Raw genomic sequence first — 15,792 nt, 5'->3', positions numbered from 1 at the left:
AGCTGGGCCAGGCGTACCTCTCGGTGAACTGGGAAGCGACACCGGAGGAGGCGGGGCACTTCATCCAGCCGCACCCCACCCTGTCGGAGACGTTCGGCGAGACGGTGCTCGCCCTCACCGGAAGAGGTCTGCACGTTGGCTGACATCACAATGCCCCAGCTCGGTGAGACGGTCACCGAGGGAACCATCACCAAATGGATGAAGAAAGTCGGCGACACCATCGCCGAAGACGAGGTCCTCTTCGAGGTCTCCACCGACAAGGTCGACTCGGAGGTGCCCTCGCCGGCATCGGGCGTCGTGACCGAGATCCTCGTCGGCGAAGGCGAGACCGTCGACGTCGGCACCAAGCTCGCGGTGATCTCCGCCGACGGAGCCGCGCCAGCCCCGGCGGGTGCCGGGGCGGCTGCCCCCGCCGGCCAAGAGGACACGGACTTGCAGGCGGAACCGGAGATCTCCGTCGCCGAGACCCCTCCGCCCGAACCGCCGCCCCAGGCCGCCCAGCCTGCACCCCAGGCTGCCCAACCCGCGCCCCAGCCCGAGCCACCTCCGGCCGCGGCCGCCCAGCCCGCACCCCCACCGGTTCCGGCCGCTCCGCCGGCCGCCTCGGGGGACGGGGATCCGGGCCGCATGCTCTCGCCCGTCGTGCGGCGGCTCGTCGCGGAGTACAACCTGGATCCGGCCGAGATACACGGGACGGGCGCAGGCGGGAGGATCACGCGTTCGGACGTACTGTCGTTGATCGACCAGCGCAACGGCGGGACACCGACGACGGCGCGCGTGACGCCCCCCAGGGCTGGAGGCACGCCCGCTTCCGCAGCGCCCCCCGAGCCAGCGGCGGCAGTCGCGGTCCCGGCGCCGGGCGAGCACGACACGGTCATCCCGTTCACCAACATCCGCCGGCGGACGGCGGAGCACATGGTGAGGTCGAAGCACACTTCGGCGCACACGATGGTGGCCGTCGAAGTGGACTACTCCGGTGTCGAGAAGGTCCGGCAGGCGCAGAAGGCGGCGTTCAAGGAGGCGGAGGGCTTCTCGCTCACCTACCTGCCGTTCGTGAGCCGCGCCGCCATCGACGCGCTCGAGGAGTTCCCGAATGTCAACAGCTCCGTTGGTGACGACGCCCTCATCGTGCACCACGACGTCAACCTGGGGATCGCCGTCGACCTCGACTTCGAGGGCCTGCTCGTCCCCGTGATCCACAACGCCGACACCAAGCGGCTGCGGGCGCTCGCCCGCGAGATCTCGGGCTTGGCCGCGAAGACGAGGGCGAAGCGGTTGACGATGGACGACATCTCCGGGGGCACGTTCACAATCACCAACGCCGGCCCGTTCGGGACCTTCATCACCGTGCCGGTGATCTACCAGCCCCAGGTGGCGATCCTCTCGACCGACGGGGTGAAAAAGCGCCCGGTCGTGATCGAGCTTCCGGACGGATCCGACGGGATCGCGGTCCATCCCGTGGGCAACGTGGTGCTGTCGTGGGACCACAGGGCATTCGACGGCGCTTACGCGGCCGCGTTCCTCGCCGCCATCAAGGACGTGATCGAGACCCGGGATTGGGCTACCGAGCTGTGACCTGTGACGCCGGTAGCGGCGCGTCCACAGGTGCCGGCGACGCCGGCATCTGCGGCACCGCCGCCGGCGACGATCCTCGTCGCGGCGGGCTGCGCGCCAGGTGGCTGGGCAAGGTGGCCTACGGCGACGCCCTGGCGTTGCAGAGAGGGATCTGGTCGCAGGGCTGCGGTGACTGGCTTCTTCTCCTCGAGCACCGTCACGTGTTCACGCTCGGCGTACGAGCGAAGGACGAGCACGTGCTCGTGGACCCCGGGACGGTCGGAGCGGAAGTCGTGCGCTCCGACCGGGGAGGAGACGTCACCTACCACGGCCCGGGACAGCTCGTCGGGTACCCGATCTTCGACGTTCCCACGGGGCCGAACTCGTCGCCCTGCCACGTCCACCGAATCGAGCAACTGGTCGTCGACGCTCTCTCCGACCTCGGCCTTCCCGGCGCAGCGAGGCTCGACGGATACCCCGGCGTCTGGATGGACACGGAGGGGCCCAACCCGCGCAAGATCTGCGCGGTCGGCGTGAGGGTCTCGCGCGGCAGGTCGATGCACGGGTTCGCCCTGAACGTGGACCCCGACATGGACTACTTCGGCTACATCGTGCCCTGCGGCATAGCCGACAAGCCGGTGACATCGATGGCGGCCGAAGGAGTCGACGTCGCGATGATCCGAGTCGTGGACGCGATCGTCGCCCGTGCCGCTCGGATCTGGGGCCATTCGAGCATCGACCGCCAGGACGTCGCATGGCGCTTCACGGACTCCGACCTGGCTCCCTTCACCAAAGGTGCCGGGGCCGGCGATCCGGTGGACTCACAGCCGCGCCCCGACCCGGCGCGGGCGGATGTGCCGGTGAGGATGCTCGACCGCAGGCTGCGCGAGGCCGGCGTGGAGCCGACCGCGGGTGTGGCGACGTCGGAACGCAAGCCGGACTGGCTGCGGGTGAAGGCGCGCATGGGCGACGAGTACCGCTCGCTGCGCCACACCATGCGCGACCTCTCCCTCGTCACCGTCTGCGAGGAAGCGGGGTGCCCCAACATCTACGAATGCTGGGCCGACGGCACCGCGACGTTCATGATCAACGGCGACCGTTGCACGCGTGCGTGCGGGTTCTGCCTGGTGGACACCCGCAGGCCCCTGCCCCCGGATCCGGCGGAGCCGGAGCATGTCGCCGAGGCGGTCGAGCGGCTCGGTCTGGCGCACGCCGTGGTGACCACCGTGGCCAGGGACGATCTGGCCGACGGGGGCGCCTCGGGTTTCGCCGCGACGGTCGAAGCAATCCGCCGGCGTTCCCCCGGTACGGCGGTCGAGCTGTTGATATCCGACTGCAAGGGTGACCCTGGCTCGCTCGACATGATCTTCTCGGCGCGGCCCGACGTGCTGAACCACAACATCGAAACGGTCGCCCGCTTGCAGAGGGCCGTTCGTCCCTCGGCGTCGTACGTGCGGAGCCTGTCGGTACTGGCACGAGCGAAGGCTGCGGGCCTGGTGACCAAGTCGGGGATCATCGTGGGTATGGGCGAGACAAGGGCCGAGGTGTCGTCCACCCTTGCCGACCTCCGGGGCGTAGGGGTGGACATCGTCACCGTGGGCCAGTACCTGCGACCCACGTCGAACCACCTGCCCGTCGCGCGCTGGTGGCGACCGGAGGAGTTCGACGATGTCAAGGCGGAGGGAGAGGTGATTGGCATACCGCACGTCGAGGCATCGCCGCTCACCCGCTCGAGCTACCACGCGCGTCAAGCCGCCGCCGGCGCAGCTCCCGGCGCCTCCTCCGTGGCCGCGGTGCTCGTATGACCGCCGCCAGGGGCCGCCGCCTCGAACGGGTCCGCGGCGCGATGGCGGGCGCCGGCGTGGACGTCCTGCTGCTGTCGCTCGGCGCCGACCTGCCCTGGCTCACGGGGTACGAGGCGATGCCGCTCGAGCGCCTTACGATGCTCGTGGTGCCGGCGGGCGCGCCCGCGACGCTCGTGGTCCCGCGACTGGAAGCGCCGCGAGTGGAGCCCGACGCCGACGTCTTCGAGGTGCGCCCGTGGGCGGAAGGAGACGACCCGGTGCGCATCGTGGCCGACCTGGTCGCCCTCGGCTGCGGTTCGGGAAGCACCCGGATCGCCGTGTCCGACCGGACCTGGGCGAGCTTCGTGCTCGCCCTTCAAGCCGCCATGCCCACGGCGCAGTGGTCGGCGTCGTCGAAGATCACCGCCCCGCTTCGGGCGGTGAAAGACCCCGCGGAAGTCGAGGCCCTCGCCGCCGCGTCGGCAGCAGCGGACCGAGTTGCCGCCCAGCTTCTTGGCGGTGAGATCGGTTTGGTCGGGCGTACCGAGGGGGAAGTGTCCCAGGACATCGGGCGAAGGCTCTTGTTGGAGGGTCACCAGAGAGTGAACTTCGCGATCGTCGGCAGCGGCCCCAACTCCGCCAGCCCTCACCACGAGGCCGGGCGGCGCGTCATCGAGGCAGGAGAACCGGTCGTGTGCGACTTCGGCGGCACTATGGACGGCTATTGCTCGGACATCACCAGGACGGTGTGGACCGGTGGCGGGCAACCGCCCGGCGAGTACCGCGAGCTGTACGAGCTGCTTCGCGAAGCCCAGGCGCGAGGCGTGCATGCCGCGACGGTCGGCACGACGTGCGAGGCCGTCGACAGGGTGCCCCGGGACGTGATCACCGCGGGCGGGTACGGCGAGGCGTTCATCCACCGCACCGGGCACGGCATAGGCCTGGAGGAGCACGAGGATCCATACATCGCCGCCGGCAACGACGTCCCCCTCCAGCCAGGCCACGCCTTCTCCATCGAACCGGGCATCTACCTGAGCGGGCGATTCGGTGCTCGCATCGAGGACATCGTGGTGGCCACGACGGAAGGGCCCCGTTCGCTCAACAAGGTGAGCCACGAGCTGGCCTTGGTCGACGCCTGATGGATCTCGGCATCGCCGGGAAGGTGGCCCTGGTCACCGCCTCGTCGAAAGGGCTTGGCAAGGCTTCGGCTCTCGCGCTCGCCCGCGAGGGCGCAAAGGTCGTCATCACGGCGCGCGGCGAAGAGGCCCTGTCCAAGGCCCGGGAGGAGATCGAGGCCGAGGCGGGAGAGGGGGAGGTTCTCGCCATCCGAGCGGACATCACCGATCCGGATGCCCCGGCGCGGGTCGTGCGGGACACGCTCGACCGGTTCGGGGGCCTGAACATCCTTGTGGCGAACGCCGGCGGTCCTCCTCCCGGTCGCGCTCTCGATGTCACCGACGAGCAGATAGCGGACGCAGTGAACGCCAACCTCACCACTTCGGTCCGCCTCGTTCGTGAGGCGCTGCCGGCCCTGAGGTCGGGCGGTGCCGGGCGGATCTGCTGCATCACCTCATATTCGGTGAAGCAGCCCGTGCCCAACCTCGCGCTGTCCAATCTCGCCCGCACCGGTTTGTGGGCGTGGGCGAAGACGGCAGCCCGGGACCTGTTCCCGGATGTGACGTTGAACCTCGTCTGTCCCGGTCCTCACGCCACCGACCGCATGATCCAGCTCGGCGGGTCCGACAGCCCGATGGGAGACCCAGGCGACTTCGGGAGGATCGTGGCCTTCCTGTGCTCTACCTCCGCGTCCTACATCTCCGGAACAGCGGTGATGGTCGACGGGGCGGCGAGCGCCGGCCTGCTCTGAGCAGCGCCCCCGGCGCCACCCGAAGCTTCAGACCCGGTCGACCACGAAGTACTTCGCCTGGGGGTGATGGCAGATGATCGCTGCTGTCGTCTGTTCGGGATGGAACTGCCAGGAGGTTTCCTCGCTGACCGTCACGCCGATCCGCTCGGCCCCGACCAGCTCCGCGCACTTGGCGTTGTCCTCGAGGTCGGGGCACGCGGGGTACCCCCACGAATAACGACCTCCCCGGTACTGCTGCCTGAACAACCCTCCCAGGTTCGGCCCGTCCTCGCCGGCGAAACCCCAGTCCTCCCGGATCCGCCGGTGCCAGTACTCTGCCAGCGCCTCGGTCATCTCCACACCCAGCCCGTGGAGGTGGAGGTACTCCTGGTAGTGGTTCTCGGAGAAAAGACGGGCCGTCTCCGCAGACGCCTTCGGGCCCATGGTCACGACGTGGAAGGCGGCGTAGTCCTCCTCGCCCGAATCGGCAGAGCGGAAGAAGTCGGCGATCGACAGCCACGGGTCGGTCGGCTGGCGCGGGAACCGGAACCGCAGCCACTCCGCCGTGCGCGACTCGTCCTTCCACACCACCAGGTCGTCGCCCTGGGAGTTGACGGCGAACCAGCCGTAAGCGACCGCAGGCTGGAGGACCCCCGACGCGCGAACGGCGGCGAATTGGTCGCGCAGCACAGCGCGTACGCGTTGTTTGAACTCGGCGTCGGTCTCCGAGAGCGACTTGTCAGGGCGGTAGCCCCACTGGCCGCGGAAAAGCGCCGTCTCGTTGAGGTAGGAGGCGATGTCGTCGAGGGGGAGGCCACGTTCGACCCGGCTCCCGACGAACGGCGGGACGAACACCTGGTTGTCCGCGACGACCGACGGCGCCCTGCGAGGGATATCGGTGGGCTTCGACGTCCCGGCGCCGGACGCCGACGCTTCGGCCGCCCGTGCCGCGCGCGGCCGCGCGCCCTCACGTCCTTCGGGCACGCGGCCGAACTCGGCGTCGTCGTCACCTGACCGCTTCAGGTGCATGAGCCGGTCCATCGTGTGGAGGCCCTCGAACGCGTCCTTGCCGTAGAACAGGCGACCCTGGTACTCGGATCGCAGATCACGTTCGACGTACGTGCGCGTCAACGCGGCACCGCCGAGTATCACCGGGATGTCAGAGAGACCGCGCTCGTTGAGCTCGACCAGGTTCTCGCGCATGATCAGGGTGCTCTTGACGAGTAGACCGGACATCCCGATCACATCCGCGCCCACTTCTCTGGCCTTATCGACCATGTCGGACAGGGCGACCTTGATGCCGAGGTTGTGCACCTCGTACCCGTTGTTGGTGAAGATGATGTCGACGAGGTTCTTGCCGATGTCGTGGACGTCGCCTTTGACGGTTGCGAGGACGATGCGTCCCTTGCCGCCGGCGTCGCTCTTCTCCATGTGAGGCTCGAGATACGACACCGCCGTCTTCATGGTCTCAGCCGACTGCAGGACGAACGGCAGCTGCATCTGACCCGAGCCGAAAAGGTCGCCTACGGTCTTCATCCCACCGAGCAGCGGCCCGTTGATCACGTCCAGCGCCGCCTGACCGCCGTCGAGCGCCTCGTCCAGGTCGGATTCGAGCCCGTCCCGGTCGCCGTCGACGATCCTCTGCTCCAACCTTCGCTCGACCGGCCAGCCGCTGCGGTCCTCACGGGCGATCTCCCCCGAGGTCACCCCCTCGAACAGGGACAGCAGCTCGGCGAGGGGGTCGTAGCCAGCGGCGGGGTCGCGCCGGTCGTAGATCAGATCGAGACAGACTTCGACCACCCGCTCGTCGAGCTTGTTGAGGGGGATGATGCGAGACGCATGGACGATGGCGGCATCGAGGCCGGCCTGCTGGCACTCGTGCAAGAAGACCGAGTTCAATGCGTGCCGGGCCGCAGGGGTCAACCCGAAGCTCACGTTGGAGAGACCGACGATCGTGCCGACGCCGGGTAGGGCCTCCTTGATGCGCCGGATGCCCTCGATCGTCTCGATGCCGTCGCGCCTGCTCTCCTCCATGCCGGTGCTTATCGGCAGCACCAGGGGGTCGAAGAGAAGATCCTCGGGCGCGATACCGTACCTATCCACCGCGAGCCGGTGGATGGCCTGGGCGGCCCGCGACTTCCAGTCTGCGGTGCGCGCCTGCCCCTCCTCGTCGATGCACGTGCACACGACCGCCGCTCCGTAATCGCGAGCGAGCGACAGGAAACGATCGAGCCTCGTCCCCTCCGCATCCCCGTCCTCGAGGTTCACCGAGTTGAGGATGGGCTTGCCGGCGATGAGCTGCAGTCCGGTCTCGATGACGTCGGCTTCGGTGGAGTCCAGCATGATCGGCAGCGTCGCCTGCGTGGCGAACCGGCTGGCCACCTCGCGCATGTCCGCCACACCGTCCTCGCCCGTGTAATCGACGCACACGTCGAGGACGTGGGCTCCGTCCTTGACCGCCTCGCGTGCCATCGCGACGCAGGTGTCCCAGTCGTCCGAGAGCATCGCTTCACGGAACTTCCTCGACCCGTTCGCGTTGGTCCTCTCCCCGACGACGAGAAATGACGGCGATTGGTCATAGGGGACGTGGCTATAGATGGAAGCGATCCCCGGCTCGTGAGCCGGCTCGCGCCTCGCCGGCGTCAGCTCTTTGCACCGCCCCACCACCGCGGCGAGGTGCGCGGGCGTGGTGCCACAGCACCCGCCCACCACGCTCACCCCGAACTCGCTGATGAACCTGGCGTGGTATTCCGCCAGCTGCTCCGGGGTGAGGTCGTAGTGCATCTGCCCGTCGACAACGGAAGGCAGGCCGGCGTTGGGAAGCACCGAGATGGGCGTGAGGGATCGCTGCGACAGGTAGCGCAGGTGCTCGCTCATCTCGGCGGGGCCGGTGGCGCAGTTCAGGCCTATCACGTCCGGGTGCAGCGCTTCGATGGTCGTCAGGGCTGCCCCGATCTCGGTCCCCATGAGCATCCGGCCGGTGGTCTCGATCGTAACCTGCACCTGGAGCGGAACCTGTCGGCCGGTTTCAGCCATCGCCCGCCGGCAGCCGATTATCGCAGCCTTCGCCTGGAGCAGGTCCTGGATCGTTTCGATGACGAGGAGGTCCGCGCCGCCTTCGATCAGCCCCTCGGCGGCGAGCTGGTACCCGTCGCGCTGCTCGGCGAAGGTTATCTGCCCCAGCGAGGCGATCTTGGTGCCCGGACCGAGCGACCCAGCGACCCAGCGGTCCCCTCCTGCGACGTCGCGTGCGATGGAAGCCGCCTTCTTCGCGAGCTCCTTGGTGCGGTCCTCGAGCCCGTACTCGGCCAGGACCCATGGGAGACTGCCGAAGCTGTCCGTCTCGACAACGTCGCATCCGACGTCGAGAAAGCTGCGGTGGAGGTCCGCTACCACGTCGGGGCGGGTCTCGACGAGGAACTCGTTGCAGCCCTCGAGAGCGGCCCCGCCGAAGTCGTCCGGGCCGAGATGTCGCAGCTGCAGGTTGGTCCCCGTCGCGCCGTCGAAGATGACCACAGATCCCCGGACGGCGTCTACGTACGAGCTCACGCACACCAGGCTACCGGTGCCGCCCGAATGCCCCGAATCGACTTTCGCCCGGGAAGGCCGAGATGGTCGGAGATGCCGGACGGATCGTCATCCATCACGCCGACGCGCAGTGTCCGATGCGCCCCTCAGCATCCTCCGATGCGAGCGATGGGTAGGCTCGGCCCTCGCATGAAGATCTACACCCGGACCGGTGACGACGGCACCACGGGTCTCCTGTATGGCGGGCGGGTGCCGAAGGACTCGCCGGTGATCGTCGCCAACGGCGCGGTCGACGAGGCGCAGGCGGCGCTGGGCATGGCCAGGGCGCTCGTCGAAAAGGAGTCGGAGCTCGACAGCCTGCTCGTCCGTCTCGAGCGCGACCTGTACGTGCTCATGGCAGAGGTCGCCACCGCGGAGAGCAACCGCCACAAGCTTCAGCCTGGCGTGTCGCGGGTCACCGAGGAGATGGTCGCGGAACTCGAACTTCGCATCGACGAGCTCACCGGGCGCTTCCCGCCGCTCAAGGACTTCGTGGTGCCCGGGCACGACCCGGTATCCGCGGCCTTGGATCTCGCCCGGACGACCGTCCGGCGCGCCGAGCGAGAGGCGCTCAACGCGTGCGTCCCCGATTCGCTGGTCACCCGCTACCTGAACCGCCTGTCCGACCTGGTCTGGACGATGGCGCGCTGGCAGGAGCAAGGTGATTCACTCCTCTCCAGGAAGGTTGCCCATTAGATGCCTGAGTCGTTGCCCGCTCCGTCGTCGTTCGCTGGCCCGAGGTTCGAGACCTCGTCCACACCGCCCGACGATGTGACCGTCCTGGGTGTGCCGGTCTTCTCCGATCTCACCACGCCGCCCGAAGCAGGCGCAGAGCTCGACGTGCGGTTCCTCTCGCAGCGCCGGTTCGAGGCCAAGCCGGGCCAGGTGCTAGCGGTACCGGCCGATGACGGGACGACCGTTGTCGCGCTCGGTGTCGGCGCGAGAGACGCCGTCGACGCGGCCGCGCTTCGCAAGGCCGGCGCTGCTCTCGCTCGTGCTGCAGGCGACGCGACTGCAGTTGCCACCACCCTTGCGGCTCCTTGGCCCGACCTCGCCCAGGCTGTCGTCGAGGGCGTCGGACTGGGCGCGTACCGCTTCGCGGCCGCCAACAGGCGCGACGGTGATCGCGCGCCGACCCTCGAGCGGGTGGTGCTGGTCAGCCGGCGAAGCACCCGCCGCGGGCTCGAAAGGGGAGCCGCCGCGGTGAGGGCGACCTGGCGGTGCCGCGACTGGGTCAACCGCCCGCCACGCGACCTCACTCCCACCGAGTTCGCGCGGCTTGCCGAGGACGCCGCAGCGGGCACGGGCGCGGAGGTCGAAGTCTGGGACGAGGACCGCATCGCTGACGAGAAACTCGGCGGTCTGCTCGGGGTGTCCGCCGGCGCGGCCGAGCCCCCCCGGTTGATCCGCGTGACCCACCGCCCGCCGGGCCGCCCGCGCGCACGGATCGCACTTGTAGGGAAGGGCATCACCTTCGACTCGGGCGGTCTTTCGCTGAAGCCGCCGGCGTCGATGATGACGATGAAAGGCGACATGGGAGGTGCCGCGGCGGTCATCGCGGCCACCATCGCCGCGGCGGAGCTCGGGTTGCCCATTCAGGTCGACGGCTGGGTCGCGGCAACGGAGAACATGCCGAGCGGGACGGCCATCCATCCCGGCGACGTCCTCGTCGCGCGCAACGGCACCAGCATCGAAGTCCTGAACACCGACGCGGAAGGCCGGCTCGTCCTCGCAGACGCGCTCAGCCTGGCTGTCGAGGAGGGCCCGGATGCGATCGTGGACATCGCCACCTTGACAGGCGGGCAGCGCGTAGCGCTGGGCACCCGCGTCGCCGCCGTGCTGGGCACGGACCCCGAGGTGGTGCGGAAGGTGATCGCCGCCGGCGAGTTGGCGGGGGAACCATGCTGGGAGCTCCCGCTGTTCTCCGACTACCGCAAAGATCTCGACTCCGACGTCGCCGATCTCCGCAACGTGACGGGGCAGCCCGCGGCCTCGACGATCATGGCGGCGCTCTTCCTCGAGGAGTTCACCGGGGGACTCCCCTGGGCGCACCTCGACATCGCCGCGCCGTCCTGGGCGGACGCCGAGAATCTCCTGTCTCGCAAGGGCGGGACCGGGTGGGGAACCCGCACCCTCATCGAGTTGGTCGCCCGCTGGCGTGACCTCTAGAGGTTCGCGCCATCTGCTCAGGCAATTCTGTGAAGCTGTTAATAAGCCTGGCTCACGGTGGACATGTTGAACCCGTCGACCCGCAGAGGCGGCATCGCGGTCCTGGTGAAGTAGTCGCACCACTCGCGTGGGAGCGTTCGCTGCGTGGCGCCCGAGTCGGAGATGCGGGCTAGGAGATCGACGGGGCTCTCGTTGAACCGGAAGTTGTTGACCGCGCCGACCACCTCCCCGCGCTCGACGAGGAACACGCCGTCGCGCGTGAGCCCGGTGAGCAACAACGACCGCGGGTCCACCTCGCGGATGTACCAGAGGCAGGTGACCAGCAGCGCCCGGTCCGACGTCGCAGCGACGAGCCTGTCGAGGTCCCCACTTCCGCCGGTTTCCATGATCAGGTTGTCCACGTAGGGGGTGACCGGCACCCCCAGGAGCGACGCCGAGTGCCTCGTCGAGACGAGTGCGCTCAACCTCCCGCCGTCGACCCAGTTGGTCGAAGAGGCTGGCAGACCGTTGTCGAACACCGACAGCGACCCACTCGAGTTGTGCGCCACGACGAACGGCGCGCACGAAAGGCTCTGCTCGCCGGGGTTGCTGCGCAGGGTCACCGGCGCGTCTGTCAACCGGTCCCCGATCCGCGCGCCCCCGCCGGGGCGGCTGAAGACCGTGCGCCCGTCGTGAGCGTCCCTGGCGCCCGACGACCAGTACATGTAGATCATCAGGTCGGCGACGGCGCTCGGCGGCAGGATCGTCTCGTAACGGCCAACGGGCAGGTCCACGGATCGCTTCGACCACTCCAACCTTTGCGACAGGCCCGAAGCGAGGCCGGCGACGTCGACATCGGCGAAATCCTCCGTCGGGACGCCGGCCCACGCCGAACGCGAGAGGTCCGACGACTTGGCGTTCATCTCGACGTGACCCGTGTACTGGTCGTGCCGTGCGCGCAACCCCGACGACGAGGCCGCATAGGTCGTGGTGACGTCGTGCGAGGCGAAGCCGAACAGCAGCTCATTGCTGCCGTCGGCGCGGTCGAACTGCTGACCCAGTTCGCCCGTGAAGTGGCCGAAGACGCCGATCGACGTTTCTTGGGGGGCGTCGGCCCAGGCGCCCCATTCGCCGGCGACGAGGGGGTTCCTGTCCTCGGCTTGAACACCCTCGTTCGCGGCGTGCTCGGCCGAACGCACCAGATCTTCGACATTGTCCGCGGTTACGCCTTCCCGCGAGACGATGCCGGTCGCGCCGCGGGCTACTGAGATGACGGTCAGTTGGCTCGAGCGCGAAACGCCGTTGCTCGTCAGGGTGTTGTTCGCCCAGCGAAGGTTGGCGGACGTCGACTCGTCCGCCAACACGACGCACTCGTCGGCCACCGACAGCGACAACGCCCGCTCGACGAGTTCCTGCGGCGTCAACGCCCTGACTCCTCATTGGTGTTGAGGATGCGGACGCCGCGAAACAGCGCGGACGGGCATCCGTGGCTCACCGGGGCGACCTGACCCGGCTGTCCCTTCCCGCAGTTCATCGCGCCGCCGAGCACGTAGGTCTGCTCCCCGCCAACCGCCGCCATCGAACCCCAGAAGTCAGTGGTCATGCCTTGATATGCGGCGTCTTTGAGCTGCCCGGCGAGCTGCCCCGATCGGATCCTGTAGAAGCGCTGGCCCGTGAACTGGAAGTTGTAGCGCTGCATGTCGATCGACCAGCTCTTGTCGCCGACGACGTAGATGCCGTCGTCGACGGATCCGATGAGCTCCTCGGTGGAGGGACCGCCCGGGACCGGCCGCAGCGAAACATTCGCCATGCGCTGCAACGGGATGTGACCGGGGGAGTCGGCGAAGGCGCAGCCGTTGGACCTGCCGAGTCCCTGCCTCGCCGCCATGGCGCGGTTGAGCTGGTAGCCCGCGAGGATCCCCTCCCTGACCAGGTCCCAACTCTGTGCGCGCACACCCTCGTCGTCGTATCCGACCGTGGCCAGCCCGTGCTCGACCGTTCGGTCGCCGACGACGTGCATCACCGGCGATCCGTACCTCAGGGAGCCGAGCCTGTCGAAGGTCGCGAACGAGGTGCCCGCGTAAGCCGCCTCGTAACCAAGGGCGCGGTCCAGTTCGGTGGCATGCCCGATGGATTCGTGGATGGTCAGCCACAGGTTCGACGGGTCGATGATCACGTCGTAAAGCCCCGCCTCGGCGCTCGGCGCCTTCAGCCTTTCCGCGAGGAGCTCCGGCATCTCCGCGAGTTCTCGATCCCAGTCCCACTCGGTGCCGGTCAGGTACTCCCAGCCGCGTCCGGTCGGCGGGGCGAGCGTCCGCATGGTCTCGAAGGCTCCGGTATTCGCGTCGATCGACACGGCGGTGGCGACGGGGTGGACCCGGACGCGCTCCTGGGTGGTGGCGGTGCCGGCGAGGTCCGCGTAGAACTTGTCCTCCTGGACGGCGTGCACTGAGGCATCTGCGTGGTTCACGGTCTTGTGGGCCAGCAGCCGTTCCGTCCAGCCGAGAAGGTGGGCGATCCGGTCGCCCGCCGGCACGTCGAACGGGTTGTGTTCGTAGGAGGAAACCCAGGTGGCGCCCGCGTAGACCGGCTCGGGGGCGAGGTCCACGCGCTCACGGTTGATCGCCGAGGAGATGCGCGCGATCTCCAGGGCGTCCGTGGCAGCTCGCGCGGCGGAGTCCGCGTCGAGCCGGCTGGCCGAAGCAAACCCCCACGTTCCCTCGTGAAGCACTCTCACCGAAAGACCGGCCGTGTCGGACTCGCCTGAATCCTCCACCTCCCAGTCGCGGATGCGCACCATCAGATCGCGGGTGCGTTCGAGCCGGAACTCCGCGTGCGCGGCGCCACCGCGCCGCGCCGTCTCCAGGGCCGCGCCGGCGAGATCCGCGAGGGGAAGCGCCAGGAAACGCTCGTCGATGCCGCGCGGCCTGCTCATGCCCGCCTATAGGCCCGGACAGCAAGGGATCCGAACACGACGAGGATTGCCGCCAGCCAGGCGACGCTCTGCCATGCGTGTAGTGCGAGGGGCCCACCGAGAGCCAAAGAGCGCATCTCCTCGATGAAGATACTGATCGGCTGGTTTTTGGCGAAGGCCTGCATCCACCCGGGCATGCTGTGGATCTGCACGAACGCGGAGCTGACGAAGGTGAAGGGGAACACCCAGATGAAGCCGAACGCCTGCACGGACTCCTCGTCTTTGATCGACAACCCCGTGAATGCGGAGATGCAAGCGAGCGCGACGCCGACGGCGAGAGCGAGCACGAACATCAGTAGCGCCGGGATCGCACCGTTTTCGAAGCGGAAGCCGACCGCATACCCCACGGCGATGAGGACTGAGACGGTTACCGCCAGCCTCACGACGTCGGCGCCCAGGCGGCCTATCAGCACGGCGGAGCGTGCGATGGGCATGGACCTGAGCCGGTCTATCGACCCTTTCTTGAGCTCCTGCGCCAATGCGATTGCGGTTCCGAACGAGGTGAACGCGCACGTCTGGCCGATTACGCCCGGCAGGAGGTAGTTGACGTAGCCCCCCTGCGCTTTGACGGGGATCGCGCCACCGAAGACGTAGCGGAAAAGAAGCATGAACATCAGCGGCTGGATGACCGTGAACATGATGTACGCCGGTACGCGGGTCCACAGGATCAAGTTGCGCCGCATGATCGTGGCCGAGTCGGTCAACGCGCGCTGAAGCTTTTGCGACGGCGTCCGCGACGCCAACCTTGCTCGTTCGGGGCCGGCGAGGGTAACCGTCGTCACCTGGTCTCCTCTCCGCCCCCGACAGCCGCACGCTTGCGTCGATGTCCCGTGACCGGTTTGGTGTTCTCGGTCTCGGCGGCATGGCCCGTCAGGGCGAGGAAGACGTCGTCGAGAGAGGGGCGGCGGAGACTCAAACCCTGGGCAGCGATGCCGGCGGAGTCGAGTTCCCTGACGGTCTGCACGAGAGCCTCCGACCCGCGGTGCCCGATCCGCAGCGACACCATCCCAGTGCCGGTGTCCACCGAAGGCTCCCCGTCGGTAAGGGATGCGACGGCACGGATCGCGTCGTCGCGCTTAGTGCTGTCCGGGACCGTGAACTCGATGACGTCACCGCCGACGCGGTCCTTGAGTTGTTCGGACGTGCCCGCCGCGATCACGAGACCTCGGTCGATGACGACGATCTCGTCGGCAAGTTCGTCCGCCTCGTCAAGGTACTGGGTGGTGAGCAGGAGGGTGGTGCCAGCAGCCACCAGCTCACGGATGATGGACCACATCCCGATGCGGCTCCGCGGGTCCAATCCGGTGGTCGGCTCGTCGAGAAACAGGACCGCGGGTTGGGCCACGAGGCTCGCCGCCAGGTCGAGCCGGCGCTGCATGCCGCCGGAGTATTGCTTGGCCGGCCTGTCTGCCGCGTCGGCGAGGTCGAACCGCTCCAAGAGCTCGGCCGCGCGCTCGCGGCACTCGCGCTTGGGAAGGTGGTAGAGACGGCCGACGATTTCGAGGTTCTCCCTCCCGGTGAGCTCCTCCTGGATGGCGGCCGACTGACCCGCGAGGCCGATGATCTCCCGGACGGCCTCCTCCTGGTCAACCACGTCGAGCCCTTCGATCAAGGCGCGCCCGGCGTCGGGTTTGAGGAGCGTGGTGAGGATGCGTACCGCTGTCGTCTTGCCCGCCCCATTGGGGCCGAGGACGCCGAGGACGGTGCCCCTAGGCACCGCGAAGTCGACGCCTCGTAACGCGTTCACGGTCCCAAACGACTTGTGCAGGCCCTCGACGAGGATTGCAGGAGGATCTGACATGCGTCGCACGCTATCCGGCACGGCTGCTGTCACCCCGAGGAATTCCGGTCACTGTGTCCATTCGCTGTCCGCGGACGGCGACCCGGTCGCGCCATAGGTGGACAGGGTTGGGGTGGCG

Annotated in this window: 11 protein-coding genes; 6 read left to right on the top strand and 5 right to left on the bottom strand. The window is 68.5% G+C overall.

Features of this window, described 5'->3' with window-relative positions; all coding sequences use genetic code 11:
• Positions 1-135: 135 nt before the first annotated feature.
• From VNF71_07975 to VNF71_07960, 4 genes are read left to right on the top strand one after another with little or no spacing between them, the layout of a single operon-like run.
• Positions 136-1,575 (top strand): dihydrolipoamide acetyltransferase family protein, encoded by a 1,440-nt coding sequence (locus VNF71_07975; GenBank protein ID HVA74487.1) that lies wholly within the window; start codon positions 136-138, stop codon positions 1,573-1,575.
• Positions 1,572-3,359, top strand: coding sequence for a lipoyl synthase (gene lipA / locus VNF71_07970; protein HVA74486.1), 1,788 nt, complete (start codon positions 1,572-1,574; stop codon positions 3,357-3,359). The genes VNF71_07975 and lipA overlap by 4 nt, the downstream gene beginning before the upstream one ends.
• Complete coding sequence (locus VNF71_07965) at positions 3,356-4,477, top strand: Xaa-Pro peptidase family protein (GenBank protein ID HVA74485.1); 1,122 nt, start codon at positions 3,356-3,358, stop codon at positions 4,475-4,477. The genes lipA and VNF71_07965 overlap by 4 nt, the downstream gene beginning before the upstream one ends.
• Positions 4,477-5,205: an SDR family oxidoreductase gene (locus VNF71_07960; GenBank protein HVA74484.1), complete on the top strand. Its 729-nt coding sequence runs from the start codon at positions 4,477-4,479 to the stop codon at positions 5,203-5,205. The genes VNF71_07965 and VNF71_07960 overlap by 1 nt, the downstream gene beginning before the upstream one ends.
• Before the next feature lie 27 nt (positions 5,206-5,232).
• Here the strand turns inward: VNF71_07960 and metH are convergent, their stop codons facing one another.
• A complete protein-coding gene (metH, locus tag VNF71_07955) occupies positions 5,233-8,733 on the bottom strand; it encodes a methionine synthase (GenBank protein HVA74483.1) in 3,501 nt (1,166 codons plus the stop codon).
• Positions 8,734-8,901: 168 nt separating this feature from the next.
• Here metH and VNF71_07950 point away from each other — a divergent pair, with 168 nt between their 5' ends.
• Together VNF71_07950 and VNF71_07945 are read left to right on the top strand one after the other, a co-directional pair.
• Complete coding sequence (locus VNF71_07950) at positions 8,902-9,447, top strand: cob(I)yrinic acid a,c-diamide adenosyltransferase (GenBank protein ID HVA74482.1); 546 nt, start codon at positions 8,902-8,904, stop codon at positions 9,445-9,447.
• Positions 9,448-10,920: a leucyl aminopeptidase gene (locus VNF71_07945; protein HVA74481.1), complete on the top strand. Its 1,473-nt coding sequence runs from the start codon at positions 9,448-9,450 to the stop codon at positions 10,918-10,920.
• 38 nt (positions 10,921-10,958) lie between these two features.
• Here the strand turns inward: VNF71_07945 and VNF71_07940 are convergent, their stop codons facing one another.
• Genes VNF71_07940 through VNF71_07925 form a run of 4 tightly spaced genes read right to left on the bottom strand, consistent with a single transcriptional unit; the run spans position 10,959 to position 15,674 of the window.
• A complete protein-coding gene (locus VNF71_07940) occupies positions 10,959-12,323 on the bottom strand; it encodes a metallopeptidase TldD-related protein (GenBank protein HVA74480.1) in 1,365 nt (454 codons plus the stop codon).
• Positions 12,320-13,834 carry a TldD/PmbA family protein gene (locus tag VNF71_07935; protein HVA74479.1) on the bottom strand — a complete coding sequence of 505 codons (1,515 nt, stop codon included), beginning with the start codon at positions 13,832-13,834 and terminating at the stop codon, positions 12,320-12,322. The genes VNF71_07940 and VNF71_07935 overlap by 4 nt, the downstream gene beginning before the upstream one ends.
• Positions 13,831-14,655 carry an ABC transporter permease gene (locus tag VNF71_07930; GenBank protein ID HVA74478.1) on the bottom strand — a complete coding sequence of 275 codons (825 nt, stop codon included), beginning with the start codon at positions 14,653-14,655 and terminating at the stop codon, positions 13,831-13,833. The genes VNF71_07935 and VNF71_07930 overlap by 4 nt, the downstream gene beginning before the upstream one ends.
• Positions 14,652-15,674 (bottom strand): ATP-binding cassette domain-containing protein, encoded by a 1,023-nt coding sequence (locus VNF71_07925; protein ID HVA74477.1) that lies wholly within the window; start codon positions 15,672-15,674, stop codon positions 14,652-14,654. The genes VNF71_07930 and VNF71_07925 overlap by 4 nt, the downstream gene beginning before the upstream one ends.
• Positions 15,675-15,792 lie beyond the last annotated feature (118 nt).

The organism is Acidimicrobiales bacterium (assembly GCA_035533095.1).
Classification (GTDB): Bacteria; Actinomycetota; Acidimicrobiia; order Acidimicrobiales; family Palsa-688; genus DATLUM01.
This window is presented reverse-complemented; position numbering and strand designations above follow the sequence as displayed.

Bases quoted from the DNA above. Each gene is read 5' to 3' on its own strand.
- VNF71_07925 (HVA74477.1), bottom strand. From the start codon at position 15,674: ATGTCAGATCCTCCTGCAATCCTCGTCGAGGGCCTGCACAAGTCGTTT.
- VNF71_07960 (HVA74484.1), top strand. From the start codon at position 4,477: ATGGATCTCGGCATCGCCGGGAAGGTGGCCCTGGTCACCGCCTCGTCG.
- VNF71_07950 (HVA74482.1), top strand. From the start codon at position 8,902: ATGAAGATCTACACCCGGACCGGTGACGACGGCACCACGGGTCTCCTG.
- VNF71_07965 (HVA74485.1), top strand. From the start codon at position 3,356: ATGACCGCCGCCAGGGGCCGCCGCCTCGAACGGGTCCGCGGCGCGATG.
- VNF71_07935 (HVA74479.1), bottom strand. From the start codon at position 13,834: ATGAGCAGGCCGCGCGGCATCGACGAGCGTTTCCTGGCGCTTCCCCTC.
- VNF71_07945 (HVA74481.1), top strand. From the start codon at position 9,448: ATGCCTGAGTCGTTGCCCGCTCCGTCGTCGTTCGCTGGCCCGAGGTTC.